The sequence below is a fragment of the Paenibacillus sp. FSL K6-0108 genome, from assembly GCF_045040695.1.
In the GTDB taxonomy this organism is placed as follows: Bacteria; Bacillota; Bacilli; order Paenibacillales; family Paenibacillaceae; genus Paenibacillus; species Paenibacillus pabuli_B.
Genome location: NZ_CP150288.1, coordinates 3073494 through 3099116 on the forward strand (window position 1 = coordinate 3073494; position 25623 = coordinate 3099116).

Here is a 25623-nt window from a genome sequence, read left to right on the forward strand (position 1 = left end):
ATCCGCTACCTCGGCACATCTATGTGAATATATGAACATAACAATTTATTATATAAAGAATGGAGCCATCCAATGAAATATCGCAATATGGAAGATTGCATTAATGATCTGGAGCAGCATGGACATTTGATCCGAGTGAAGGAAGAAGTGGACCCTCATTTGGAGATGGCAGCGATACATATGAAAGTGCATGAGGCGAAAGGCCCAGCTCTGCTGTTCGAAAATGTGAAAGGCTCAAAGTTCCAGGCCGTTTCGAATCTGTTCGGTACACTGGAACGAAGCAAATTCATGTTCCGTGGAACGCTTGAAGGTGTTCAACGTGTTATGGCTGTCCGGGACGATCCAATGAAGGCACTCAAAACGCCATTTCAGCATATCAGCACAGGTCTTGCCGCCTGGCAGGCTCTACCTAAGCAGAAGTCCATCAGTTTGCCTGTAACTGCGCAAGAGATTCAGATTTCGGATCTACCTTTGATCAAGCATTGGCCCATGGATGGTGGAGCGTTCGTTACGCTGCCTCAGGTCTATTCGGAGGACCCGGACAAGCCAGGCATCATGAACTCCAATCTGGGCATGTACCGGGTGCAGCTAAGTGGTAATGATTATGAACTGAACAAGGAAATTGGACTGCACTATCAGATTCATCGCGGAATCGGTATTCATCAAGCCAAAGCAGTCAAAAAGGGGGAACCCCTGAAAGTGAGTATCTTTATTGGGGGGCCGCCGGCACACACGCTTTCTGCTGTGATGCCTTTACCAGAAGGACTCAGTGAGATGACTTTCGCTGGACTGCTTGCGGGGCGACGCTTCCGTTACAGCTATAAGGATGGATATTGCATCAGCAATGACGCCGATTTCGTCATCACTGGGGAGATTTACCCGGACGAGACAAAGCCTGAAGGACCATTTGGTGATCATCTCGGATATTACAGTCTGACCCATCCATTCCCGCTAATGAGAGTGCATAAAGTGTACGCCAAGCCAAATGCGATCTGGCCATTTACTGTGGTGGGTCGTCCTCCGCAAGAGGATACTGCATTTGGTGATCTGATTCATGAAATTACGGGTGATGCCATTAAACAGGAGATTCCGGGCGTAAAAGAAGTCCACGCAGTTGACGCCGCAGGAGTGCATCCTCTTCTGTTCGCCATTGGAAGCGAACGTTATACGCCCTATCAGAAGGTAAAGCAGCCCACAGAGCTGCTGACGATTGCGAGTCGTATTCTGGGTACAGGCCAGCTCAGTCTGGCGAAGTATTTGTTTATTACAGCAGAAGATCAGCAACCGCTGGATACGCACCGGGAAGTGGAATTCCTGACGTATATCCTGGAACGAATGGATCTGCAGCGGGACATTCATTTCCACACCAACACAACAATCGATACGCTGGATTACTCGGGAACCGGATTGAACAGCGGCAGTAAGGTTGTTTTTGCAGCCTATGGGGACAAGAAACGGGAATTGTGCCGTGAAGTACCAGAGACATTGAAGGATATCCGGGGGTATAGCAATCCGCAGCTCGTAATGCCAGGGGTTGTAGCCGTTCAGGGTGCGCCATTCACTAGATATGCGGATACAGAACAGGAAATGAAGGCATTTACGGACATGCTTATGGAAAAGGGAGATCTGTCTTCCTGTCCAATGATCATATTATGTGATGATAGTTCTTTCCTGAGTGCGAATCTCAGCAACTTCTTGTGGGCGACATTTACCCGCAGTAATCCGTCCCATGATATGTACGGTGTGAACAGCAGTTACAACTATAAACATTGGGGCTGTGATCAGATCATTATCGATGCCAGAGTGAAGCCGCATCAGGCGCCACCGTTAATTCCGGACCCCTCTGTTGAGAAAGGGATCGAACGCTTTTTCGTACAGGGTGCGAGTCTAAGCTCGATCAAAATATAATTGAATGCTATAAAAGCCCAAAGATTTTTTTGGGCTTTTTGGTTATATATGTGTAAAACAAGATGTCCGTTATTTAAATACAAATTCAAACCGGGACTTTTTTGAAAATGGGAGTGAGAATAAAGTCTTATACGTTCGTATTTCCTTTTGCGATTAAGGTCGTTTGGACTATGGAGAAAAAGAATGTATTTATCGATATAAAGTAGTATAGGGATTTTTGGGACCCGATCTAACGGGAACTGTTGACTATAAATGATTGTTCAGGGGGAATACCGATTTGAGAATCCATATTATGAACCTGCAAGATGGAGACCGTCTGACTGCGGATACATTCAGCGAAGCGGGATTACACGTTCTGGGTCAGGGTACTGTGATCAAAAGTGAAGATATCACCTTGCTGATGCAGCACCGGGTAGACTATGTGGATATTGAACCACGCGAGGAAGAGATCACGGAAGCGGAATTCTTTGCTGCAGCAGCAAAATTTGCATCTGGAGCAAGCACAAGCACCAAGGAAGAACCGCCTGAAGAAGAAATGAAATCCCAATTTATACAAACTGTACATAATTATCAATCCGCGTTTCTCGAAGCGCTGACAGTGGGCAAGTTCAACGCAACAATGGTGGACGATGCGCTTCAACCGATGGTGGAGGGACTGGACGAGCAAAAGGATGTCGTACATCTCCTGATGATGCTGGAACGGGATGATGTCAATAACTACACACATTCCATTCAGGTTGGACTGTTATCCTTTTACCTGGCCAATTGGCTGGGCTATTCCCAAAAAGAAAGTTATCAGATCAGTCGTGGTGGCTATCTTCACGATATCGGCAAATGTAAGGTATCTCACCGGATACGCAACAAGATGGAACCGTTAACCGCAGATGAACAGCTCGAATTGCAGCGCCACACGATCTATGGACATGATATTATCAAAAGCTCCATGACCGATGAAGCCACTGCGCTGGTAGCTCTTCAGCATCATGAGCTGGAGGATGGTACCGGATATCCGATGCAACTGAAGAAAGATGAGATTCATCCATACACACAGATCGTATCTGTTGCAGACATCTACATCGGCATGAGATCCGGCAGTCATGGAAGCAGCAATCCGAATTTGATCAACAACTTGCGCGACATCTATGCGATGGGATTCGGCAAATTGAATGAGAAGCCGGTTCAAGCCTTGATGCAGCATCTGCTTCCTAATTTTATTGGTAAACAAGTGCTGTTGAGCAACGGCGAGCGGGGTGTTATTGTCATGAACAATACATCCGATATTTTCAAACCACTGATCAAGGTGGAATCGGAACAATATCGTGATCTGTCCAAAGAACGCACGCTTGCCATTAATGAATTAATTATCTAAATTTGATTAATAAATAACTCCTACGGAAAATGGGCCTCCTGCACGATGACAGGGGGCCCGTTTTTCATTTTTATATTATCCCAATGCATTGTTCTTTATGGAGAGCAGGAGTATACTTTGCAAAGACCTTAATTTTCCTTTTTAGGCAAATTGAGCTGCCAGTTCACGCCATAACGGTCCTGAACCCAAGCGAACTGTTGACTGACCGGGGATGCAGCGTATGAGCGAATAGCTTCCTCCGCTTGTCCGGAGAACATTAGAAATGTTGTGATTTTGGAAGACGCATTCATGAATCATACACAACTCCTTTCAGTGACTACCAATAGGTTGCAGAGAGTGCGAACTGCCTATTCATATATTGTAATGCAAGTGGATAAGGAGAGATAGTTCTTGATTGAAGTGGTCACCGAGATTAGAATACATGCCCCCATTGAGCGATGCTTTGACTATGCGCGGGACATTGATATACATACCCGGACGGTCTGGAAACATACCCGCGAGCAGGCTGTAGCTGGGGTTACAACGGGTAGAATTGGTGAGGGTGATACAGTAACTTTCGAAGCAAACCATTTCGGGATAAGGCAGAAGCTGACTTCACGAATTACCGAGTACAATCGGCCATATCTCTTTGTGGATCAGATGGAGAAAGGGGCTTTCAAGAGCATGAGACATGAACACAGCTTCAGCAAGCTGGACGAGCAGACGACTTGTATGAGAGACACACTGAGATTTGAAGCTCCTCTTGGTGTTCTGGGTTGGGTTGCAGAGCGTGCTGTACTCAAAAAGTATATGCAGGCTTTCCTGCAGAGCCGTAATTTGAAGTTAAAGGCACTCATTGAGCAGCAGACAGATTCGATCAGTTAAGAGGAGATAATATATGATGGATAACGAATACTTTGTGGGTTGGGGAACGCTTGCGCTTATTAATGCCGGACTTGCTCAGGGAAAAAACAGAAGTGGACTGAACTGGTTTCTGATTTCCCTGTTATTTGGTCCGTTAGCCACGCTGTTTATCGTGGTATGGAATAAGCTGGATTAAGTTCTTTTATTGATCCGAATTCCGATGGATATATCGATCAATGGTCCAGAACAGAAGCGCAGCGGCACTCACGCTTGCACCCAGCCAGCAAACGCCAGTCCAACCTGCCCATGCGTACACTTGAGTAGAAGCAATGGAGCCGGTAGCACTTCCAATCGAATAAAAGATCATGTAAGCGCCTGTCAAACGGCTCTGCGCCTCAGGACGGACTTCATAGATCAGACTCTGGTTGGTGACATGTACGGCCTGCACGGCAAGGTCCAGCATAATTACTCCAGCTACAAACAGCCATACAGAGTGGTGAACATAGCCTATGGGCAGCCAGGAAAGAAGCAATATGACAAGAGCAACGCCCGTCGTCTTTTGACCCAATCCCCGATCAGCCAGTCTTCCAGCACGTGCAGCAGCCAGCGCACCAGCAGCTCCCGCAAGACCAAAGGCTCCGATAGCAGTATGTGACAGGGAAAGGGGTGGAGTGCTAAGCGGCAGCACCATGGAAGTCCACAGGATGCTGAAGGCTGTGAAGATCAACGTGGCGAGAACGCCGCGTGTTCGCAGAATAGGCAGCTCCCGGTATAGTTGCAGGACAGAAACGATTAATTGAGTATAGGTGAGTTTCTCTCGCTTGGGTTCGTGTTTGGGCAGTACAAGAAACAGCGCGATAATGCCCAGTAATGTCAGACTGGCAGAGAAGAGATAGACCGATCTCCAGCCAATCCAATCGTTTAAGGTGCCTGCTATGGTTCGCGCCAGTAATATACCGATGACGATTCCGCTTGTGACCAGACCGACGATGCGCCCTCGTTCAGAGGGTGCAGCCAGAGAAGCTGCAAAGGCAACGAGCGTTTGTGTAATCACGGCAAGCAGCCCGATGGCAGCCATTCCAATGAACAGAGCTTGGCTGGATGATGAGGTACCGACAGCAATCAGGGCGATTACGGATAAAAGCATCTGGGTGATGATCAGCTTGCGCCGATTCAAAAGATCACCAAGTGGGACGAGTAATAACAATCCGAGGGCATAACAAATCTGGGTTACGGTAATGACGCCGCCAATGGATGAATGTGTGATGCTGAACTCTTCAGCAATGGAGTCTAGCAAAGGCTGGGCATAATAAATGTTGGCTACCGCAAGTCCGCTGCATAGGGCAAATAATAGTGCAACAAGGCGGGAAATGCCCGGATGTCCTTCGTTATAGGGATGTGGTTGATAAGACGGATTTTGCATGGATGATTCACCTTTCCGAATTTGAATGTGGTAAGTTAGAGGAGAACAAAGAACACGGTTGAATTTTTAATTATACTGATCAGTACATTATGATTCGGAATAAACATACTTCACGCTTTGACACGATGTCAAGACTTGAAGTGAACTGATTAATTTTCTCTTTATGAATTGAGATAGAATTGACATAGGAATCAGATGCAGATTAAAATATTTATATACTGATCGATACATAAAGAAGGTGTATATATGGTTAGACAACGGGAATTTGATACGGATAATGCACTGGAAGCGGCAATGCAGACATTTTGGGATAAAGGATTTGAAGCGACATCCTTAAGTGATCTGACGACAGCCATGGGTATTCAACGTCCCAGTCTATATGCGGCTTTTGGTGACAAAAAGGAATTGTTTGAAACGGCACTTCGTCGATATACGACTTTGCATGCCGCTCAGGTCAGATCCAGGCTTCAACATACATCCTCTGTAAAAGAAGCTTTCCGTGCCTTATTTGAACATATTGGGGCAGAAGGGGATGTGACAGATGCTCGGCTCGGCTGTTTTTGCATCAATACGATGGTTGAGCTGGCTCCCCATGACCCTAAATTCGCTGTTCTTACACGGGAGCACCAGATGTATCTGACAGCGATTTTTAAGGAGACAATTGAACGGGGGCAGGAAAGTGGGGAATTGTCTAATAATTTTGACGCAAATACGCTATCAACGTCTTTGGTTGTATCGATGATTGGATTGACCGTGATGATGAAATCGGATCCGGATCGCTCGTTTGTGTTGCAGAGTATTAAGGGTACGTTATCGTTGCTTGAGGCATGAGGGAAAGATCTTCTTTTTTTAGAAAGGGTGTTCATATGGAGCGTTATTTTCATAGGATCTACCTTGTCGTTTTTTATATTATAGGTGTGCTGCTGACTACATACGGCAGAATGGGAATCATTGAGTTCAGTTTGATTGTGATTGGTATACTTGCTTTTATTGCTATTGTGGGTTCCCTGACAGAGAATAATCAATCGAAATTGGATACAATTTTTGCGAAAATACGGTCCTTGTTTCTAGTGGCGATGGCCATTTTGATCACGGCGCTGCTTTTCAAACTGTTTTGATGTGAAAGAGAGAAGTGGGAGCGTGTTCCTGCCTTTTATGTGTCTGAGGGCATTGGGCAGATCGGGTCTGAGTTGATACAATACAGATAGGGTATAGATAAAATTAGGATGTATCATATGATTTACATATGCGGGAAACATGTTAAACCTTGTTCGATGATGTACATATTGAGGAGGAGATTCAACCATGCAGACGAAGTTGCGTTGTGCCATATTGGATGATTATCAGAATGTAGCCCTTTCTTCAGCAGATTGGACTCCTATCCTGGATCGGGTTGAGGTTCAGACGTTCAATAATTACATGGGATCAGAAGAGAAGGTCGTTCAGGAACTGCAGGATTTTGAGATTATTGTCTTGATGCGTGAACGTACACCTTTTCCTGAATCTGTGATTACACAATTGCCCAAACTCAAGCTTCTGATTACAAGCGGCATGCGTAATGCTTCAATTGACCTCCAAGCTGCGGAACAAAACGGAGTAATTGTCTGTGGCACGGAAGGCAGCTCGAACCCGCCGACGGAACTGACATGGGCGTTGATTCTCGGGCTGTCCAGACAATTGGTAACTGAAAATAACGCGCTGCGTTCCAATCGGAATTGGCAGAGTACAGTTGGCATGGATTTGTACGGAAAGACACTAGGATTGCTCGGTTTAGGCAAGATTGGCAGCCGGATGGCAGAGATTGCCCAAGCTTTTGGCATGCAAGTGATCGCCTGGAGTGAGAATTTAACAAAAGAACGAGCAGAGGAACAGGGAGTCCAGTGGGCAGAGACGAAGGAACAGCTGCTTGAACAAAGCGATATTGTTTCCATTCATCTGGTGCTCAGTGATCGCACCCGTAATTTAATTGGTCGAGCCGAATTCCAGCGGATGCAAAATACCGCTTTATTAATCAACACATCCCGTGCAGGCATTGTGGATCAAGAGGCGATGGTTGAAGCCTTACAAAACGAGTGGATTGCCGGCGCGGGTCTGGATGTATATGAACAGGAGCCTCTTCCAGTAAATCATATATTGCGTACACTGCCCAATCTGCTGGCAACACCGCATCTGGGTTATGTGACTCAAGGTAACTATGCCATTTATTTTAACCATACCGTAGAGGATATTAAGATGTATTTGAAAGGAACACCGATTAGACAATTGCTTGCGAAAAAGTAATTGCTGAGAGGTGGGTTTGAGATAAAAGGTTGTGAATGAAGATAAAAAGGTGTTTCTCAGAAGAAGTTCATTCATGAGAAACACCTTTTTTGCGTTTATCGAAGGTTTGGATTGTCCATTAAATCCGGTAACCTCGCGATCATTCTTCTGCGGGTGTTCCTTGTGAAGATGAGCGAATCATGGCAACACTGGACTCACGCACAATTAACCGTGGCTCAAATTGGATGTGCTCGTAATCGGTAGTGCTCATTTCTCGAATCCGTTTTAACAGTAATTCCGTCGCAAGCCGGGCGACTTCTTCGCCCATAATTGAGACTGAACTGATCTGAGGAGAGGTTACGGTAGTCCACTGGTTGTTATCAACGCCCACAACGGCAATATCTTCAGGTACACGAACACCCAGTTCTTTAAACCGATTTACCAGTCCGATGGCGACCATATCATTAATCGCATATACGGCATCTGGCATGTGAGTCAGCCCGTAGAAGTAATCCGCTGCATTGGCTCCTGTATTCAATGAGAAATCTTCTCCAAAGTAAACAAGCGAGATATCTACATGTCCAAGCGCCTGTTCATAAGCCCGATAACGCTCTTCAATAATATCTTTGGGAGCACCGGCATAGGCAATGCGGGTTCGTCCAATCTTAATTAGATGTTCCATGACCAGCTTCCCTTCAGGCTGGGAAAGTGAAACGACATCTGCTTTCATGCCGGGGTCCAGCTTTTTACCGTAATTGATCATGGAAATGGGAAGGGGGGCTTTATCAATTAAGCCGGGCAACGTTTTGGGATAAGCCAAAGGCATGAAAATAAGCCCGTCCACGTGCAGTTTTTTGATCGTACGAATGGTTTCCAGTTCCGTGCGGGCATTGCCCGCCGTGTTGATTTGGACCACATGATACCCGTGCTGCTTCGCCGTTTGTTCAACAGACCAAGAGATCTCGGGAATGATGGCATTGCGTATGTCAGGTACAACCAGTGCAATCTGATGCGTCTGGCGTATTTTCAAACTCTGGGCAGAGGTATTAGGGACAAATCCAAGCTCCTCAATGGCCTGCAAGACTTTATCTCGTGTTTTGTTGCTAATGCCATCGGAATTGTTAATGGCTCGGGAAACGGTTGCGATACCTACACCTGCAAGTTCTGCAACGTCCTTGATCGTAACCTTCTGATCTTTACTCACGTTTAGTTAACCTCACTTCATCGGAAACGATTCCGAATTTTAAGATATGTACGGATGGAATGACAATCTTATACCTTGATTATAACATTTGAGCCAACAAGTATCTCGTGAATAGGATTGAAAAGTCATGGAAGCCCGTTAGTTTTCAGCAAATCTGAATGGATTAATAGAGATAAATAGCGCATTCTATATACATTGAATGAAACATTTACAAGAGAACACAGATGATTGGAATAACCTTCGCCTTATCGTAAAGTTGTTTCTGTCATCGGAGTTACAAGTATTTGAAAACGCTGGCATTTACATTAGGATTATCGACGTAAAATTCATTAGATAGACATATGTGTGACAAATTATGTTTGACAGTCTATTTAAAATGTGACATATTTAATTTACGGAAACGTTTCCGATTGTATTATAACTTATGATCTGGGAGATGAAACAAATGAAAGCATTGCGTTGGCACGGAGTAAAAGATTTGCGTCTGGAAAATATTGATGAACCCCGCCCTGCACAGGGGAAGGTTAAAATAAAAGTGGAGTGGTGTGGGATCTGTGGCAGTGACTTGCACGAATACACTGCTGGCCCTATTTTCATTCCGGTTCAAGCTCCGCATCCGCTAACAGGGGAACAAGCACCTATTGTGATGGGACATGAATTTTCAGGACAAGTGGTTGAAGTGGGAGAAGGCGTGACACGTTTTCAGGCAGGGGATCGCGTTGTTGTGGAACCGATCTATGCATGCGGTCATTGCGAAGCCTGTAAACAGGGGAAATATAACTTGTGCGATCAGATGGGGTTCTTGGGCCTGGCTGGGGGAGGCGGAGGTTTTTCCGAGTATGTAACGGCTGAGGAATATATGGTGCATGCCATTCCGGATTCCATCTCCTACGAGCAAGGAGCGTTGGTGGAGCCTTCCGCAGTAGCTCTTCATGCTGTTCGTCAAAGCAAACTGAAAGTCGGAGACACTGCGGCTGTTTTTGGTGCGGGTCCAATTGGACTATTGGTTATTGAAGCGTTGAAAGCTTCTGGCGCATCGGATATTTATGTTGTGGAGTTATCCGAGGAACGTAAGGCCAAAGCGGAAGAACTTGGCGCTATTGTTATTGATCCTACACAATATAATGTAGTGGAAGAAATTCATGCCCGCACCCAAGGTGGCGTGAATGTAGCTTATGAAGTAACGGGTGTACCACGCGTACTGCAGCAAGCAATTGATTCAACGCGTATTGGCGGTGAATTGATGATTGTCAGCATTTTTGAACAGGAAGCACCGATTCTGCCGAACTCCATTGTCATGAAGGAGCGTACAGTCAATGGCATTATCGGTTACCGTGACGTATTCCCGGCTGTTATTAGCCTGATGGCTAAAGGTTTCTTCCCTGCAGACAAGCTGGTAACCAAACGAATCAGCCTGGACGAAGTGGTAGAGCACGGGTTTGAAGCCCTGCTGAAGGAGAAAAACCAGGTTAAAATTCTGGTGAAAGCAGAGTAAATTTACCAAGCAAATAACAAGACGAAATAATAGAGTGGAAGCTAACGAATGGCAGCAGGCGCTCAGCTGAATTTCAACTAGAGTTGCTGTGCATTCCTTCGGCAACCACAATGAATTTAGGATAGATAGACAACGCATCCTCAAATGCGATTGTCTATTTTTTTTGCATAGAGCGGGCGGAATTTGTTGCAAGTACATTCTATTTTACATAATATGAAAAGATACAATTTGTATCATTTTGAGATAAAGGAGTTATCTCATAAAATAAAGGAGGAAGCGGACATGCAGAGGAATATGAAGTGGGCAGCCGTGATTTTGACCATCGCTGCAGGCATGGGGTGGTTGCTTATGGGGAATTCGAAACCCAAAAACAATGTTTACACCGATCAGCAGCCGCCTGCCGAACGGGCACTTGCCAAGGTGTCCAATGCGCCTGTCACATCCGCTGATGTGACGTCCAAGATTGAGCTGCTTGGAAAACCTTTTAAGAAAGCACCCTATGCCAACAATGTATGGGACTTGCAGCTGTACAGAGGAAAAATATATATGGGGCATGGGAACAGTAGTAATTTGGGTGTTTCACCCAACGCTGGCCCAATTCCAGTCATTTATTTCGACACAGCCACTCCCAAATTTGTGACCCAGCCTGTCACGAATAGAAATCCGGGCATCGTTCCATCGACCAAAATGGTCGTAGATGAGGAACAGATTGACATTTATAAAGTACTGAATGACAAATTGTATATTCCCGGCAACGATTCTGATGGAGAGCAGTGGGATAAGGGAAACTTCTACCGGTTAGATGGAGATGTATGGACAAAGTATCGCAATCTGCCGTTAGGTGTACACGTATACGATTTGGCGTCTTATCAGGGTAAACTTTTTGCAGCACTGGGTACCGAGCAGAAACCTACAGTGCTGATCTCTCATGATCAGGGAGAAAGCTGGCAAATATTCGCCACCATCAATACGTTTGGCTTCAGGGCATATACGCTGTTTGAACTCAAAGGCAAATTATATGCATCGGGCATGATGTATCCTGCCAATCAAATCTGGGGCGACAAAACCAATATATTAGAGATTAATGAGAAGCTTGAGAAGAAAGATGTGGTCATTTATGGCAGCAAGATGCTCCCGGGGTTAACCTATCAAATCGGCACAGTTCCGTATAATAAAATAGGAAAAAATATTAATTTTAACAATAAGCTGCTTTATATTGCCGGAGGTGTATTCAATGATGGGCAGTTGTTGCCCAAGTCTTTAAGTGTCATGACCGACATTAATCAGGCATCGCGCGTTATTTTGCCAGATACCCAGGCCCTTCCTACAGATTTGCTCCTGCGAGAGGGTAAAGTCTATGTGCTTACCTACACTCGTAAAAGTGCGAATCTCTATATAAATCGGGTATACCAATCGACAGATCTGATCACATGGAATGAAATCCTCCGTTTTAACCAGGACACGTACGCCAAGTCTTTTGAAGAACACGAAGGTGATTTCTACTTTGGGCTAGGCACAGACCCCGACGTTCTATCTACTTCATCAGGCAAATTGCTGAGAGTTAATCGCAACGATATCCCTGTTAATTCTAATTAAATGAAAGGAAGATTATGGATTATATACTATGCTTCATCCACATTTTTGGTTACTAATGAGAGTCTTTTGGGTTAATTGTACAGGGCAGGCCGAGATGGTAGATCTTCTTAGATGAGGCTACATCAAGCTTGCTCTGTTTTGTTTTAGTAGATTAAAAATGTTAGTAACGCTCTTTATCCGAAATTTGAAAATAAAAATCAGAAACTATAAAATGGAAAGGTGTTGTATGTTAACCAAATCGCTAATTAACATCTGTGGCTATACAAAAGCGTGTGCAAGAAATTGTTATGTTTTCTTCCAATCTGAACTTAAAGGAGCAATACACAATGAATGTACCGTCCGCTTTATTTAAACCGTTTACCTCGGACAAGCTTACCCTGTCCAACCGGATCGTTATGGCGCCCATGACTCGTGGGTTCTCACCCGAAGGAGTACCCGGACCGGAGGTTGTGGAATACTATCGTCGCAGAGCAGCTGGTGGTGTAGGCCTGATCATTACGGAAGGAACGGGCATTAATCACCCTTCATCCATTAGTGGTGCAAGCATTCCGCTGTTCCATGGCGAAAAATCACTGCAGGGGTGGGCGAATGTAGTCAAGGCAGTCCATGATGCGGGTGGCAAAATCATGCCACAATTGTGGCATGTGGGCACAGCCCGCCGTTCAGGCGATCTACCCAATGCAGAAGCTGAGCCGGTAGGCCCATCGGGACTAAGCATGGCAGGTGAACCCGAGAGAGAACCGTTGTCAGAGGACGAGATCAAGGGTCTAATCCAGGCGTTTGCCCAAGCAGCAGCAGATGCGCAGCGCATAGGTTTCGATGGTATTGAGCTTCATGGAGCTCATGGCTACCTGATTGATCAATTCTTCTGGGAGCACACCAATCGTCGTACAGATAAATATGGAGGTGATCTGGCACAGCGTACGCGTTTTGCTGTTGAAGTTATTGAAGCGTGTCGCGCTGCTGTAGGTCCTGACTTCCCGATTGTGCTGCGTTTCTCCCAATGGAAAATGGGGAACTACGACGCACGTCTGGTGGAAACACCAGAACAACTGGAGCAATTCCTTGCACCCCTTACGGCTGCAGGCGTGGATATTTTCCACTGCTCCACCCGTCGATTCTGGCTGCCGGAATTTGCTGGATCTGAGCTGAATCTTGCGGGCTGGACACAGAAAATAAGCGGCAAGCCGGCAATCTCTGTTGGATCGGTAGGGCTTGAAGCGGAATTTGTGGACAGAGCGAATGAAAACCAGGGAACAGGTGACGCTCATCTGGACCAATTAAACGAGAAAATGGAGAATAATGAATTCGACTTGATCGCGTTGGGGCGTGTCCTGCTGAGTGATCCGGAATGGCCGAACAAAGTTCGTGAAGGACGCCAGTCCGAAATTATTCCTTTTACAACAGAAGTGTTGAAAACACTCTATTAAAAGAATAATATTTAAGGCTTCGTAAAGAACAAATGCCAACAGCAACGAAAACCAACGACTACAACAACGAAAATTAAACATATTGCCGCCGAAAGGCGGCTTTTTCACCTCACTATAATAATAATTTCAACATATGAAAAATTCACAACAGAAAACCGTTATTCGCACCGCTGACACCTTATCTCATCCCCTCCAATCACACACGCCCAAGGAATAACACCATGACTTACCACACTATAACCCCGAAAGGGGGAATTTTTTTGCATCATTCAGGCTGCACCTTCAGAATTTGTACTTGGGCCGTCTCCATTTTGAAAATGAACCACCTTATGATAAGGTTATGCCTGAACCACATTCAGCCTGAATGACAACAACGCTTAAGGAGGATGACCATCCTTGTATTACCATAATCGCAAGTTGAAAAACAAACACATCAACATGCTTCAAATGTTGTTCCTGCTATTCGGAATAGTGCTGCTCTTATCTGCATGTGGGCAGTCACAGAAGCCATCCGCGTCAGAGCAAAATAACAATAATGCCGGAACGGAGACCAATGCGAATTCAAACGCTGGTTCAGATAATCAGAACGATCAGGATGATCAACAGAATACAGTGCCTCCGCAGGAAGAGAAAGATCCGGTACAAGAGCAGCTCGACCAATTATCTTTGGATGAGAAGATCGGACAAATGATTCTGGCGGGTGTTCAGGGTACCGCTTTGGATGCTCAAGCGAAACAGATGATCACGGATCAGAAGGTGGGAGGGATTATTTTTTATGCGAATAATGTCTCAACCGTGCCAGGGACAGCAAAGTTCGTACAATCCATCAAGGATGCCAATCGTTCCAATCCGGTTCCAATTTTCATGAGTGTGGATCAGGAGGGTGGCAAAGTTAGTCGTATGCCGGAAACGGTAGAGACTATACCCTCCAATGGGAAAGTAGGCAAGACGAAGGACGCTGATTTGGCTGAAACGATGGGCAAATTGTTAGCAAGACAAATTCAACTGGTAGGTTTTAACGTCGATTTTGCTCCAGTGCTGGATGTAAACAGTAATCCGAATAACCCGGTCATTGGGGATCGTTCATTTGGAAGCTCAGCCAGTCTGGTATCCCAAATGGGCATAGCCGAGATGAAGGGGCTGCGCAGCGAAGGGATTATTCCGGTGGTGAAGCATTTTCCCGGTCATGGAGACACGTCAGTGGACTCCCACCTGGATCTGCCTGTCGTGAACAAAACGGAAAAGCAACTTGCCCAGCTGGAGTGGATTCCGTTTGAGGCAGCGGTGAAGGAACAGGTGGAAGCGGTTATGGTAGCCCATATTCTGTTTCCGAAGCTTGATCCCGACCATCCGGCCTCTTTGTCGGACGTCATTATTGGTCAGCATTTGCGTGGCAAATTCAAGTATGACGGTGTGGTCATCACTGATGATCTGAGCATGGGCGCGATCGCGAAAAATTATAAGTTGAACGATGCCGCCGTGGCGACGGTTCAGGCAGGGAGCGATATTCTGCTGGTAGCTCACAGTTATGAGAGTGCCAAAACTATTTTTGATACGCTGAAGAGTGCGGTGAAGTCAGGGAAGATTTCAGAATCCCGAATTAATGAAAGTGTATATCGAATTCTGGCGTTGAAACAGAAGTATAACTTGTCCGATGAGCAGCAGCCGTCTGGAGATTTGAAGCAGCTGAACGCTGACATTGTGGATTGGCGCAAGCAGGTCGATGTCCGATAGTACCTACCTGTGTTATGATTTTGGAAAGAGAATTGCATATTCCGTTATGACAGGTTAGAGGTGAGACCTTTTTATGTATACGATAATGATTGTTGAAGATGATCCGAAGATTGCGGGTTTACTTCAATCCCATATCGAGCGATATGGTGACAGGGCCGTTGCGGTTGAGGATTTTGAACAAGTCGTCCAGCAGTTTGAACAGATTAAGCCGCATGTCGTGCTGCTGGACATCAACTTGCCAAGTTACGATGGATTCTATTGGTGCCGCCAAATTCGCTCCATCTCCACATGTCCGATTATTTTCATCTCGGCCCGCAGTGGCAAGATGGATCAGGTCATGGCGCTGGAGAATGGTGCGGACGATTATATTACGAAGCCGTTTGAGCATGAAATTGTCATGGCCAAAATTCGAAGTCAGCTGCGCCGGGTGTATGGCGATTATGCTGCGCGTCATGAAGAGCGCAAGGTGGAACTGGATGGACTAACTGTTTATCTGGAAAGATTGGAGATGGAGCTCGGCGACCGCAAGATACAGCTGACCAAGAAAGAAACCATTTTGCTGGAGACGCTGCTGCGGCGGAGTCCCAAACTGGTTAGCCGTGAAACCATCTTGGAAAAGCTGTGGGACGATTCCTTTGTCGATGATAATACACTTAGCGTGAATGTGACCCGTGTGCGTAAACGATTAACTGAACTGGGAATTACAGATGCGCTGGAGACGGTAAGAGGTTCGGGTTATCGACTCAACAGTAATTGGAAGGCACCGTCGTCCTCATGAAGTTGTTTATCAAAGAACATATTGTACTGACCTGTTGGGTAATCGTTGTGCTGCTAACTGTGGTTGCCGTCTTCTGGTACGACGGTTACGACCACTGGTTAACGGCCGCGTATGCGGTATCATTGGGGTTATGCCTGTATGCAGGTTATCTTATTTATCGGTATCTGTCCCATCGCATGTTTTATTCCCGGATGTCCCAACGAATGAATGATCTGAAAGAATTTGTTCCACTAAATGAACCTGCACCCCTGCCGCAGGCATTGTCAGAACTGCTGGACTCACAGTACGGTCTTTATCATGCTCATCTGCATCGTTTGGAACAGCGTCAACAGGAATACCTGACTTTTATGAATCAGTGGGTGCATCAGATGAAGACGCCGTTGTCCGTCATTGAACTGACGGTTGAGGACCAGGAGGATGATGATCCGCGTTTCATCAGCATTCGAGAGGAAGCAGATCAGATGAGACGAGGACTGGAAACTGTGCTGTATATGGCGCGGCTGGAGACATTTGAACAGGATTTCAGTGTGGAGCCGGTATCGCTCAAGGCAGCTGCAGAAGAAGCCATTCATGAACTGAAGCGTTTCTTCATCCGGAATCACGTATATCCTGAGCTGAAAATTGATTCCGCGTTAAAAGTCCAGTCGGATGCCAAGTGGATTCGATTTGTCCTCGTACAGCTGTTATCCAATGCCATCAAGTACTCTTCCGGCGGCAATGGGCAAAAGGTAACCATTCAGGCTTACGAATCCACACGATCCATCATTCTTGAAGTGAATGATCAGGGAGTGGGTATTCCCAAGTCGGATCTCAACCGAGTGTACCAGCCTTTTTTCACAGGAGAGAATGGGCGTCACTTTAAAGAATCCACGGGGATGGGACTGTATATTGTGAAGGATGTCCTGACACGAATGAACCATCGGATTGACCTTACATCCGTTCAGGGAGAAGGGACAACGGTAACCATTACTTTTGAAATCTAAATATAAAGCGCATAATGCGGAACGAAATGAGAAGACGTCTGGTGCCTTTTACAGGGATCGGCGTCTTTCTCATTTTCTACATAGTAGAAGACGATTGTTGGACAGCCAGACTATATAACCTTACAAGAATGTCATGAAGATGAAAGGTTAATCCATAGGAGAATGGTCGAAACTTCGATAGACTGAAGTCAGAAAGTAGAGAACGACCTCGATTTGCGATGTAGTTCTGCCCAACTTAATTCAAATTCGAAATCTAAAAGGAGCCATTAACCTATGGAGATATGTTCAGTGAAACAGATTAGCAAAATTTATAAAGGGATCGTGTCATACGAAGCCTTGTCGGGGATTGATCTCAGTATTCAGGAGGGTGAATTCGTTGGCATCATGGGTCCATCAGGCAGCGGCAAAACAACGTTGCTGAACATGATTTCAACCATTGACCATCCTACTTCGGGGGAATTGAAGATTGCAGGTAAGAATCCGTTTGAACTGAATCACGATGAACTGGCTCTGTTCAGACGCCGAGAGTTGGGTTTCGTATTTCAGTCGTTTAACCTGCTCAACACACTCACGGTAAAAGAAAACATTGTCCTGCCGCTTACGCTCGACGGAGTACCGGTTGAGGAGATGAATGAACGTGTTGATCGACTCGCAGAGAAGCTGGGCATCGCATCTCTTCTGAACAAACGCACGTATGAAATTTCCGGAGGTCAGGCCCAGCGGACAGCAATCGCACGAGCCCTGATCCATTCTCCCAAGCTGGTGCTGGCCGATGAGCCTACAGGAAATCTCGATTCGAAGGCAGCGCGTGATGTAATGGAGATGCTGGAACGTCGCAACCAGGAAGATCGGGCCACCATGCTGCTGGTCACGCATGACGCTGTTGCGGCAAGTTATTGCAGCCGGGTTGTATTTATTAAGGATGGACGACTGTACAACGAAATTCATTATGGAGATAACCGATCGACGTTCTATCAACGAATCATCAACGTATTATCCCTGATGGGAGGCTCCGGACATGAATTTTCGCCAGTTCGCCATTAATAATGTTGTTCGGAACAAACGAATTTACCTGGCCCATTTTCTAAGCAGTACGTTTTCGGTCATGATCTTTTTTACGTATGCGCTGCTCTTATTTCACCCGGATCTGAAGGATGGACTGAAGGGTTCAAGTGGGACAGTGACCATGCTTGCAAATCAGGGATTTTTGATTGCTGAGATTATTATTTTCATCTTTTCGTTTCTGTTTCTGCTCTATTCCGTAGGTTCATTTCTTAAGACACGTAAAAAAGAATTCGGCATATTTCAAATCATTGGCATGACACGCAAACAGATGAACCGACTGTTATTTATGGAAAACTTGTGCATTGGACTCGCCGCCATTGTGGCAGGCGTTGGATTAGGAATGGTCTTTGCCAAGCTGATCCTGTTGATCTGCGGTTCCATGCTGGCTGTGGAAGAAAGTCTCCGATTCTATTTTCCATTAAAAGCAATAGCACTTACTGTCGGAGCATTTCTGCTGCTGTTTGTTGTGATTGCGCTGAGCTCATCTCTGCTGATGCGAAAAGGGTCATTGATTGACCTTGTAAAATCAGAGGAAAAACCAAAACCCGAGCCAAAAGCTTCTCGTTTTTTAGCACTTCTCTCCGTCATACTCATTGGGGGTGGATATGCAGGTGTATTTGCCTTTGTATGGATCACATACTCCTTCCCTTTGCTGTTTGGCAGTGTGGTTTTGGTTATTGCAGGCACGTATCTGTTATTCACCCAACTTAGTGTGTATGCCATTCGGGCGCTTAAAGGCAATAAACGTTTGTTTTTCCGCAAAACGAATTTGCTGTTTCTGTCCGAACTTACCTATCGAATGAAAGATAATGCCGTCATGTTTTTTATGGTAAGTGTGATCTCGGCTTCTGCCTTTACAGGCATTGGCACGATGCTGGCGATCGGCGATCCGGGATTGTCATCGATGTCAAATCCATATGCGTTTACCTACCAAAATTCATGGGATACACCTGGCGCAGAACGGCACATCAGGAAGATCGAAGAGACACTGATTGATAATGAGGTTCCGTACCAGAAAGGAAGTTATACTCCGCTGTTTGATGACGAGGGGAACTATATCATCAAACTAAGTGAATATAATCATCTTGCCAAGGCGCTCGGTTACCAAGAGCGAACTCTCGAGAATGTTAACGATTCCTTTATGACTCCGGGCAATCTTACGAGTCGCAAGACATTACGAGCAGAAGCCGGGCAGGGTTCAACTCAGAAAAATATCAGTATGTGGGAAGTTCAGGAAAAGGTCAGATTAACAACACCTGCAACCGATATCGTCATCCCTGTTGAATTCAAAAGGGAAGTTTATGTGGTATCCAATGAGCTGTACGACAAGATGAATAAGGAATTTAATATTCAAATCGAGGCTGATGAAAATTATTATCCCGATAGAAAGACGCAATTTGTTGTGACAGATTGGATGGGGACGCGGAAGTTTGCGCCGGATCTGATTGAATCCATTCAAAATGACTCAAGTAATCGGGGCTACTTCGAGATCAGCGCTCTCGTGCTGGATTGGCTTAATTCCAAACAAACCAATGGCATTATCCTTATTCTGAGTGGATTGATTGGCATCGTCTTTTTTACCTTTGCTGCAAGCTTTACCTACTTCCGGTTATATGCAGATCTGGAACGGGATGAAGAGCAGTACCGCATGATTGGTAAGATGGGACTGAGTCGCCCGGAGCTTCGCAACATCGTAACCAGACAGCTGCTGTTAATGTTTTTCTTGCCAATCGTCCTGGCCATTATCCACAGCTCCGTGGCCTTTGTTGCATTACAGCAGTTAGTAGATTTCTCCGTCATGGGTTATACTTTGCGCATTTTCCTCGTATTTGCATCCATGCAGATTCTGTTCTTCCTGCTGGTACGCTGGCGTTATCTTCGCAATATGTATGCCAAACTGATCTAACATAATTTTAATAGAACAGACACCAGACCTTAGGTTCGGTGTCTGTTGACTTTTTCCTCCAAAGCAAAGTACTATTTCAATAGATACAATATGTATCATTTCGGTATAACTTAAGTCTCGAAATGATTAAAAACATTATCAACATTGAGTTTCCTAGCCTTTCTAACCGAGAAGGAGGATTACATTGAGCATAACGATGTCCCGTGGACAAGCTTATCTGCAACGCTTGAACGATGAACGGAATGTATGGCTAGATGGAGAGCGTATTCGCGTAACAGAGCATTCTGCCTTCCGGGGAACTTTACAAACGATTGAAAGTCTGTTCAATCTGGTGGATGGTGCGGACACGAGAGAAACAGTGGCTTATTGGGATGAGCAGACGAATGGATATGTACATCAGGCTTTTCGAGTACCCCGCAATGCTCAGGAGATCAGCAGCAGGGCGGCAGCCTTTCGATTGTGGTCTGATCGCACCTACGGGGTAATGAGCCGCCTCTCGGATTATGCCCGATCCCGCCTGACCGGATGGTATGCCACACGGGATGCGATGGCTGTATATGACCCGGCATATGGAGGTAAAATCGCTGCCTATTATGAGGAGGCAAAACGGAAGGATGCCTTCCTGACCATTGTCCAGCGTGACCCGCAAATTAATCGTGCTCTGCCCGTAGGGGAAGATGAAGATGCGATGCTTCAAATTATTCGTACCAATACAGAGGGTGTTGTCCTCCGTGGGGCAAAAATGGTGGCGACCGCTGCTCCATATGCGGACGATATCATTGCATATCCGATTCAGCGCATTCCTGGACATCGCCCGGAATTGGCGCATATGGTTATTGTGGCAGCAGGAAGTCCAGGATTACATATGGTATGTAGAGAATCTTTTGCAACATTAGATTCAGATACTGCTCATCCGCTCAGTAGTCAGTATGATGAGATGGATGCTGTATTATTTTTTGACGATGTATTTGTACCTTGGGAGCGTGTACTGCTTCACAACAATCCGGAAGCGGTATGGCAGATTCGCTGCAACGTGGCATCCTCCAGTCTGGCTTACCATCAGAGCATTATTCGGCTGCATTCGAAGCTGGAATTCATTACAGCAATCACTTCTTCCGTTGCCAAGGAGATTGGAGTGGATTCCTTCCTGAATGTACAGGAACAGCTTGGGGAGATGATCAGCCAGATGCATACGATTGAAGGACTCATCATCGCATCCGAGGCACAAGCTGCGCCGGATGTTCATGGGAACTGGCTACCATCATTCAAATATATTGAAACAGCCCGTAATCTGGGGAACCGTTATTACCCGCGCGCTGTTGAGATTTTGAAGACGATTGCTGCAGGTGGCCTTATTCAGATCCCTTCCGGGAAGCTGGAGCTCGAAGGGAGTATCAGCCCCATGATGAACAAGTATCTTGGAGGCGTAACGATGCAGGCACCAGAGAAGATTCGGTTATTTCAGCTCGCCTGGGAGCTGACAGGAAGTCCGCTGGGAGCCAGACATGATCTGTATGAACGTTTCTATGCTGGTGACCCGGTTCGCAATCGGGCGAGTCAGTACGTGCAATATGATAAGGACCGATTATATGCTCGGGTTAAACCCTGGTTACGTAGCCAGTGATGAATGGTACTGAAACTTTGCTTATTTTAGCTTTATATTTGAAGCTCTGGCCTGATGCCCGGGCTTTTTATTTAGGTTATCTTTAGAAATGGTTTAGATTGATTTAAGAGACGTAGTATATAGTAGTAACGTATAGACATATGAACAATAACAAATGGAATGTACGGATACGAATTCGATTGAAAATGAATTTATTGAAACAGGAATGAGAGGATTCGCATGAGATACACACTATTAATTGCAGATGACGAACCCGAAATTGTGGAACTGCTTCAGCTGTACCTCGAGAAGGACTACAACATTGTGACAGCCGTTAATGGAGTAGAGGCACTAGAGTGTATCCGTTCAACTCAGATTGATCTGGTCATACTGGATATTATGATGCCCGTGCTGGATGGACTCCAGCTGATTAAACAAATCAGGTCCACACACCATATGCCTGTTCTGTTCCTTTCGGCCAAAAGTCAGGATCATGACAAAATTCTTGGGCTCGGGCTGGGTGCCGACGATTATATCTCCAAACCTTTCAATCCTTTGGAGATTGTTGCCAGAGTAGAGGCTTTGCTCAGAAGAGTCAATCAATTTGATGCACCTGACGTGCCTGCCGCTAAGGAGTTAAATCTTGAACTGGGTGAGCTCAGGCTTGATCGATCCCAATGTATCCTTTTTCGCTCAGGTAAACCGGTGACATTGACCTCTACAGAGTACAAAATTGTGGAGCTTCTGCTTGAGCAGCCAGGCCGTGTCTTCACTCGCAAAAAAATATACGAAGCCGTCTGGGGAGATTATTACGCCCACGAGGACAGCACGATAATGGTACATATCAGTAACATTCGGGAAAAGATCGAGCGGGACTCCAGGCAACCGGAATATTTAAAAACGATAAGGGGACTGGGATACAAAATTGAAGCGCCCATGGAAAGCTAGAGAAAAGAGACTATTGCAAACGTCCCTGACACTGGACTTTATGCTGTTTAACTTCTTTTTGTTGTTACTGGTAGCCATCGTGTACATTATCATTAATCTGGATGTGGTTGATTTCCGCATTTCGGATCAGGTGGTGGATCCCGATCTGAATGTGGAGGCACATGTGTATGTGACAGAACTGGAGGACGCATGGCTGTCCGGTAGTTACGATGAGGCCAATAATACCGAAATTCAGCGTCTCAAGGACAGTGGAGGATGGATTGAAGTGCTGGATGCGGATCGGAGGGTTATTCGTTATATCGGGGACAAGCAGGATACGTTCACTCATTACAGTGAAGCTGAGCTATATGCAGGACTCGAAAACCGAAATGAACAGCCGTACTATTACTCCATTAGTCCACTTTCAACAGAGGGAGCTGCAAAGTTCGTTTTGCTGAAGATTCCGCGTGACTTGGTCAGTGTGCGAATTAATGATAATCAGCTGATTACCAATTTGAAGCATCCGTTATCGTTCTACATTATGATCGGGATCGGGTTGGTTTTGCTGCTGATATTTGTATACAGCTACTGGGTCGCCCGGCGAATCAAAAAGCCGCTAAGTATTCTCTCTCTAGGTCTTACCCAGATGATCCAGGGGAATTATAGTACGCGCATGTCCATCTCTGCAGAGAGGGAATTTGTCCAGATTGGAGAAACCTTCAATTATATGGCTGACGTCATTGAGAATACATCTGCGGAGAAACGTTATGCCGAAGAGAGTAAACAGCGATTAATTGTGGATCTGTCGCATGATCTCAAGACCCCTATCACGAGTATTCAAGGTTACGCCCAGGCATTGGTGGAAGGGCGGGGGGGAGATAAGGACAGGCAGCAGCGATATCTCGGATATATCTACAACAAGTCCGTTCAGGTCGCGCGCATGATTCAGAATATGCTGGAACTGCTCAAAGTGGATTCACCTGACTTCCGTATGCATATTCAACAGCGGGAAATCGGCGAATTTGTACGTGAGATTATGGCTGATACGTATGGTGAGATTGAGCAGAACCATTTTGGCCTGCATGTGCTCGTTCCTGATGAAGAGATCTATGCAAGGTATGATCCGGAGCTGTTGTCCAGAGTGATTCAGAACCTGATTACAAACGCTTTGTCCTACAACCCGCGGGGAACGGAGCTGCGTGTGGAGTTAATCCCACTGGACAAGCATGTCGTTATTGAGGTAGCAGATACTGGAGTGGGTATCCCGCAGGAGCTGTGGACTACCATCTTTGATCCATTTGTACGTGGGGATGAGGCTCGTACGGGAACCGGAGGTACCGGGCTTGGGCTGGCCATTGCGCGGCGGAACACCGAGAAAATGGGTGGACGATTAACACTTTCCCGGCGCGGACGGGAGACGACAGTGTTCACTATACAGATTCCGAAATAAAGAACCGACATAAAGGATAAGGTTGACATAAACATGTTGTCATTCGGATCAGTTTTACAAAACGCTCATATAGAAAAGGTTAAGTGGAGGGGAAACTTTTTGTTAAAAGGAAATTCGTTTGTGCGTTTCAGTATTGCGTTGGCACTGGTATTGGTTAATATCTATCTGTTATCACGTGTCAGCTTTATTTTTCAACCGCTTGTTACCATGATTACGGTGATTACCGTGCCGATGATGCTATCTGTATTTTTTTATTACTTACTGCGGCCACTCGTCAATTACATGGAAAAAAAGAAGCTGAATCGCACACTTAGCATTTTGCTGATCTATCTGGTGTTTGGTGTACTGTTTGCCCTGTTTATTATAGGACTATGGCCTTCTTTACGCGAGCAGTTGATTAACCTGGTAGATAATGCACCAAATCTGCTCAATTCACTAAGTTTGCAGCTCAAAGAACTCGAACAGAATGGTGCCATCACGGCCTTGTTCCCAGATGGTTCGACCCCGTTTTCGCAGATTACGGAATACATTAACAAAGGCTTCAATTTTGTAACGAACTATGTAAGTGGATTCTTCTCACTCATCTCAAATTTTGCGATTGTGTTGTTCACTTTCCCGATTATTTTGTTCTACATGTTGAAGCAGGGAGAGAAGTTTGGTCGTAAGCTGGTGCATATTGCACCAAAACGCTTCCAAAAAGACAGCCGTGAAGTCGTACTTGAAATCGATCAGGCATTAAGCGGTTTTATCGTGGGACGAGTTCTTGTGAATCTGGCACTGGGCGTGCTGATGTATATCGGTTTCCTGATCATTGGTCTCCCGTACGCACTGCTGTTAACTGTAATTGCAGTCATTATGAATTTTGTTCCGTTTATCGGGGCGATTCTGTCCTCCGTTCCAATTGTCATTATGGGACTGGTGGTATCCCCTTCAGTTGCGATCTGGTCACTCATTATTATTCTGGTAGCGCAGCAAATTCAGGATAATCTGGTTGCACCTTATGTATTCGGCAAAAAGCTCGATATTCACCCGCTTACGACCATTATATTGGTGTTGGGTGCAGGGGATCTGGGCGGCATTATTGCCATTTTGATTATCATCCCTGTTTACATGATTGTTAAAATTATTTTGGTTCGAATCTATCAGCTATTCTTCAAGGACAAATGGCAGAATGCTTAAACATGTATAAATTATATAAAAGGAGTGGAAATCATGTCTGAAATCATCCCACAACCATACACTGAACCTGAGTATATTGAGCCGCAATTGGTTCAAATGGGCACCATTCATATTTCCAATGATGTCGTATCCAAAATTGTTGGCATGGCGGCTCAGACTACAGAGGGAATATCCTCCATGTCTGTTGGTCTTACCGAAGGGATCGCCAAGAGCATCAGCGGAAAGAGCTTGCAGAAAGGGATTGACGTTGTGATAAAAGATGACCAGGCATCTATCCAACTGCGAATCAATGTTCAATTCGGCAAAAAAATGCATGAAGTCTGTCAGGAACTTCAACATAATGTGCAGCAAGCTGTCGAGCAGTTAACAGGCATTATGGTGAATGAAATTAAAGTTCAAGTGGTCGGCGTGACTATGCAGGAGCAAGTTTAAAGCAGAACGAATGGAATTCAGCCATAAGCAGGTAGTGAT

23 protein-coding genes are annotated in these 25623 nt (G+C 45.6%); 20 read left to right on the top strand and 3 right to left on the bottom strand.

Annotated features, from left to right (window positions below; genetic code table 11):
* Window positions 1-72 precede the first annotated feature (72 nt).
* Together MHB49_RS14260 and MHB49_RS14265 are read left to right on the top strand one after the other, a co-directional pair.
* Complete coding sequence (locus MHB49_RS14260) at window positions 73-1908, top strand: UbiD family decarboxylase (protein ID WP_405156561.1); 1836 nt, start codon at window positions 73-75, stop codon at window positions 1906-1908.
* Window positions 1909-2185: 277 nt separating this feature from the next.
* Entirely contained in the window at window positions 2186-3277 is a 1092-nt protein-coding gene (locus tag MHB49_RS14265) for an HD-GYP domain-containing protein (RefSeq protein ID WP_099852681.1), read from the top strand.
* A 128-nt stretch (window positions 3278-3405) separates the two neighbouring features.
* Here MHB49_RS14265 and MHB49_RS14270 read toward each other — a convergent pair whose 3' ends face one another.
* Window positions 3406-3567 carry a hypothetical protein gene (locus MHB49_RS14270; protein WP_405156562.1) on the bottom strand — a complete coding sequence of 54 codons (162 nt, stop codon included), beginning with the start codon at window positions 3565-3567 and terminating at the stop codon, window positions 3406-3408.
* A 109-nt stretch (window positions 3568-3676) separates the two neighbouring features.
* Between MHB49_RS14270 and MHB49_RS14275 the strand changes: the two genes are divergently transcribed.
* Together MHB49_RS14275 and MHB49_RS14280 are read left to right on the top strand one after the other, a co-directional pair.
* Complete coding sequence (locus MHB49_RS14275) at window positions 3677-4141, top strand: SRPBCC family protein (RefSeq protein WP_405157134.1); 465 nt, start codon at window positions 3677-3679, stop codon at window positions 4139-4141.
* 13 nt (window positions 4142-4154) lie between these two features.
* The gene (locus tag MHB49_RS14280) at window positions 4155-4316 is read left to right on the top strand and encodes a hypothetical protein (protein ID WP_247903375.1); all 162 of its coding nucleotides are present in this window, start codon (window positions 4155-4157) and stop codon (window positions 4314-4316) included.
* Window positions 4317-4322: 6 nt separating this feature from the next.
* On the opposite strand, the gene MHB49_RS14285 is transcribed toward MHB49_RS14280, so the two are convergent.
* Entirely contained in the window at window positions 4323-5543 is a 1221-nt protein-coding gene (locus tag MHB49_RS14285) for an MFS transporter (RefSeq protein ID WP_405156563.1), read from the bottom strand.
* Window positions 5544-5789: 246 nt separating this feature from the next.
* Between MHB49_RS14285 and MHB49_RS14290 the strand changes: the two genes are divergently transcribed.
* From MHB49_RS14290 to MHB49_RS14300, 3 genes are all read left to right on the top strand, one after another.
* A complete protein-coding gene (locus tag MHB49_RS14290) occupies window positions 5790-6374 on the top strand; it encodes a TetR/AcrR family transcriptional regulator (protein ID WP_247902491.1) in 585 nt (194 codons plus the stop codon).
* Between the two features lie 35 nt (window positions 6375-6409).
* Window positions 6410-6661 (top strand): hypothetical protein, encoded by a 252-nt coding sequence (locus tag MHB49_RS14295; protein WP_405156564.1) that lies wholly within the window; start codon window positions 6410-6412, stop codon window positions 6659-6661.
* Window positions 6662-6848: 187 nt separating this feature from the next.
* Window positions 6849-7823, top strand: coding sequence for a D-2-hydroxyacid dehydrogenase family protein (locus MHB49_RS14300; protein WP_405156565.1), 975 nt, complete (start codon window positions 6849-6851; stop codon window positions 7821-7823).
* 139 nt (window positions 7824-7962) lie between these two features.
* Here MHB49_RS14300 and MHB49_RS14305 read toward each other — a convergent pair whose 3' ends face one another.
* Window positions 7963-9006 carry a LacI family DNA-binding transcriptional regulator gene (locus MHB49_RS14305; RefSeq protein ID WP_405156566.1) on the bottom strand — a complete coding sequence of 348 codons (1044 nt, stop codon included), beginning with the start codon at window positions 9004-9006 and terminating at the stop codon, window positions 7963-7965.
* A gap of 445 nt (window positions 9007-9451) precedes the next feature.
* On the opposite strand from MHB49_RS14305, the gene MHB49_RS14310 reads away from it, so the two are divergent.
* The 13 genes from MHB49_RS14310 (at window position 9452) to MHB49_RS14370 (ending at window position 25584) form a co-directional block, all read left to right on the top strand.
* On the top strand, window positions 9452-10501 hold the full coding sequence (locus tag MHB49_RS14310; RefSeq protein ID WP_405156567.1) for a 2,3-butanediol dehydrogenase: 1050 nt from the start codon (window positions 9452-9454) through the stop codon (window positions 10499-10501).
* A 282-nt stretch (window positions 10502-10783) separates the two neighbouring features.
* The gene (locus tag MHB49_RS14315; RefSeq protein WP_405156568.1) at window positions 10784-12097 is read left to right on the top strand and encodes a hypothetical protein; all 1314 of its coding nucleotides are present in this window, start codon (window positions 10784-10786) and stop codon (window positions 12095-12097) included.
* A 326-nt stretch (window positions 12098-12423) separates the two neighbouring features.
* Window positions 12424-13527: an NADH:flavin oxidoreductase gene (locus MHB49_RS14320; RefSeq protein WP_405156569.1), complete on the top strand. Its 1104-nt coding sequence runs from the start codon at window positions 12424-12426 to the stop codon at window positions 13525-13527.
* A gap of 396 nt (window positions 13528-13923) precedes the next feature.
* Entirely contained in the window at window positions 13924-15261 is a 1338-nt protein-coding gene (nagZ, locus tag MHB49_RS14325; RefSeq protein ID WP_405156570.1) for a beta-N-acetylhexosaminidase, read from the top strand.
* A 73-nt stretch (window positions 15262-15334) separates the two neighbouring features.
* Window positions 15335-16039, top strand: a complete 705-nt coding sequence (locus tag MHB49_RS14330; RefSeq protein ID WP_405156571.1) for a response regulator transcription factor — start codon at window positions 15335-15337, stop codon at window positions 16037-16039.
* Window positions 16036-17022, top strand: coding sequence for a sensor histidine kinase (locus tag MHB49_RS14335; RefSeq protein ID WP_405156572.1), 987 nt, complete (start codon window positions 16036-16038; stop codon window positions 17020-17022). The genes MHB49_RS14330 and MHB49_RS14335 overlap by 4 nt, the downstream gene beginning before the upstream one ends.
* Window positions 17023-17295: 273 nt before the next feature.
* On the top strand, window positions 17296-18066 hold the full coding sequence (locus MHB49_RS14340; protein ID WP_072732602.1) for an ABC transporter ATP-binding protein: 771 nt from the start codon (window positions 17296-17298) through the stop codon (window positions 18064-18066).
* The gene (locus tag MHB49_RS14345) at window positions 18041-19993 is read left to right on the top strand and encodes an ABC transporter permease (RefSeq protein WP_405156573.1); all 1953 of its coding nucleotides are present in this window, start codon (window positions 18041-18043) and stop codon (window positions 19991-19993) included. Before MHB49_RS14340 ends, MHB49_RS14345 begins: the two co-directional genes overlap by 26 nt.
* 196 nt (window positions 19994-20189) lie before the next feature.
* A complete protein-coding gene (locus MHB49_RS14350) occupies window positions 20190-21617 on the top strand; it encodes a 4-hydroxyphenylacetate 3-hydroxylase family protein (protein ID WP_405157135.1) in 1428 nt (475 codons plus the stop codon).
* Window positions 21618-21836: 219 nt separating this feature from the next.
* Window positions 21837-22544, top strand: coding sequence for a response regulator transcription factor (locus tag MHB49_RS14355; protein ID WP_405156574.1), 708 nt, complete (start codon window positions 21837-21839; stop codon window positions 22542-22544).
* On the top strand, window positions 22522-23973 hold the full coding sequence (locus MHB49_RS14360) for an ATP-binding protein (RefSeq protein WP_405156575.1): 1452 nt from the start codon (window positions 22522-22524) through the stop codon (window positions 23971-23973). The genes MHB49_RS14355 and MHB49_RS14360 overlap by 23 nt, the downstream gene beginning before the upstream one ends.
* Before the next feature lie 99 nt (window positions 23974-24072).
* Window positions 24073-25152, top strand: coding sequence for an AI-2E family transporter (locus MHB49_RS14365; protein ID WP_247902506.1), 1080 nt, complete (start codon window positions 24073-24075; stop codon window positions 25150-25152).
* 33 nt (window positions 25153-25185) lie between these two features.
* Complete coding sequence (locus tag MHB49_RS14370) at window positions 25186-25584, top strand: Asp23/Gls24 family envelope stress response protein (protein WP_247902507.1); 399 nt, start codon at window positions 25186-25188, stop codon at window positions 25582-25584.
* Window positions 25585-25623 lie beyond the last annotated feature (39 nt).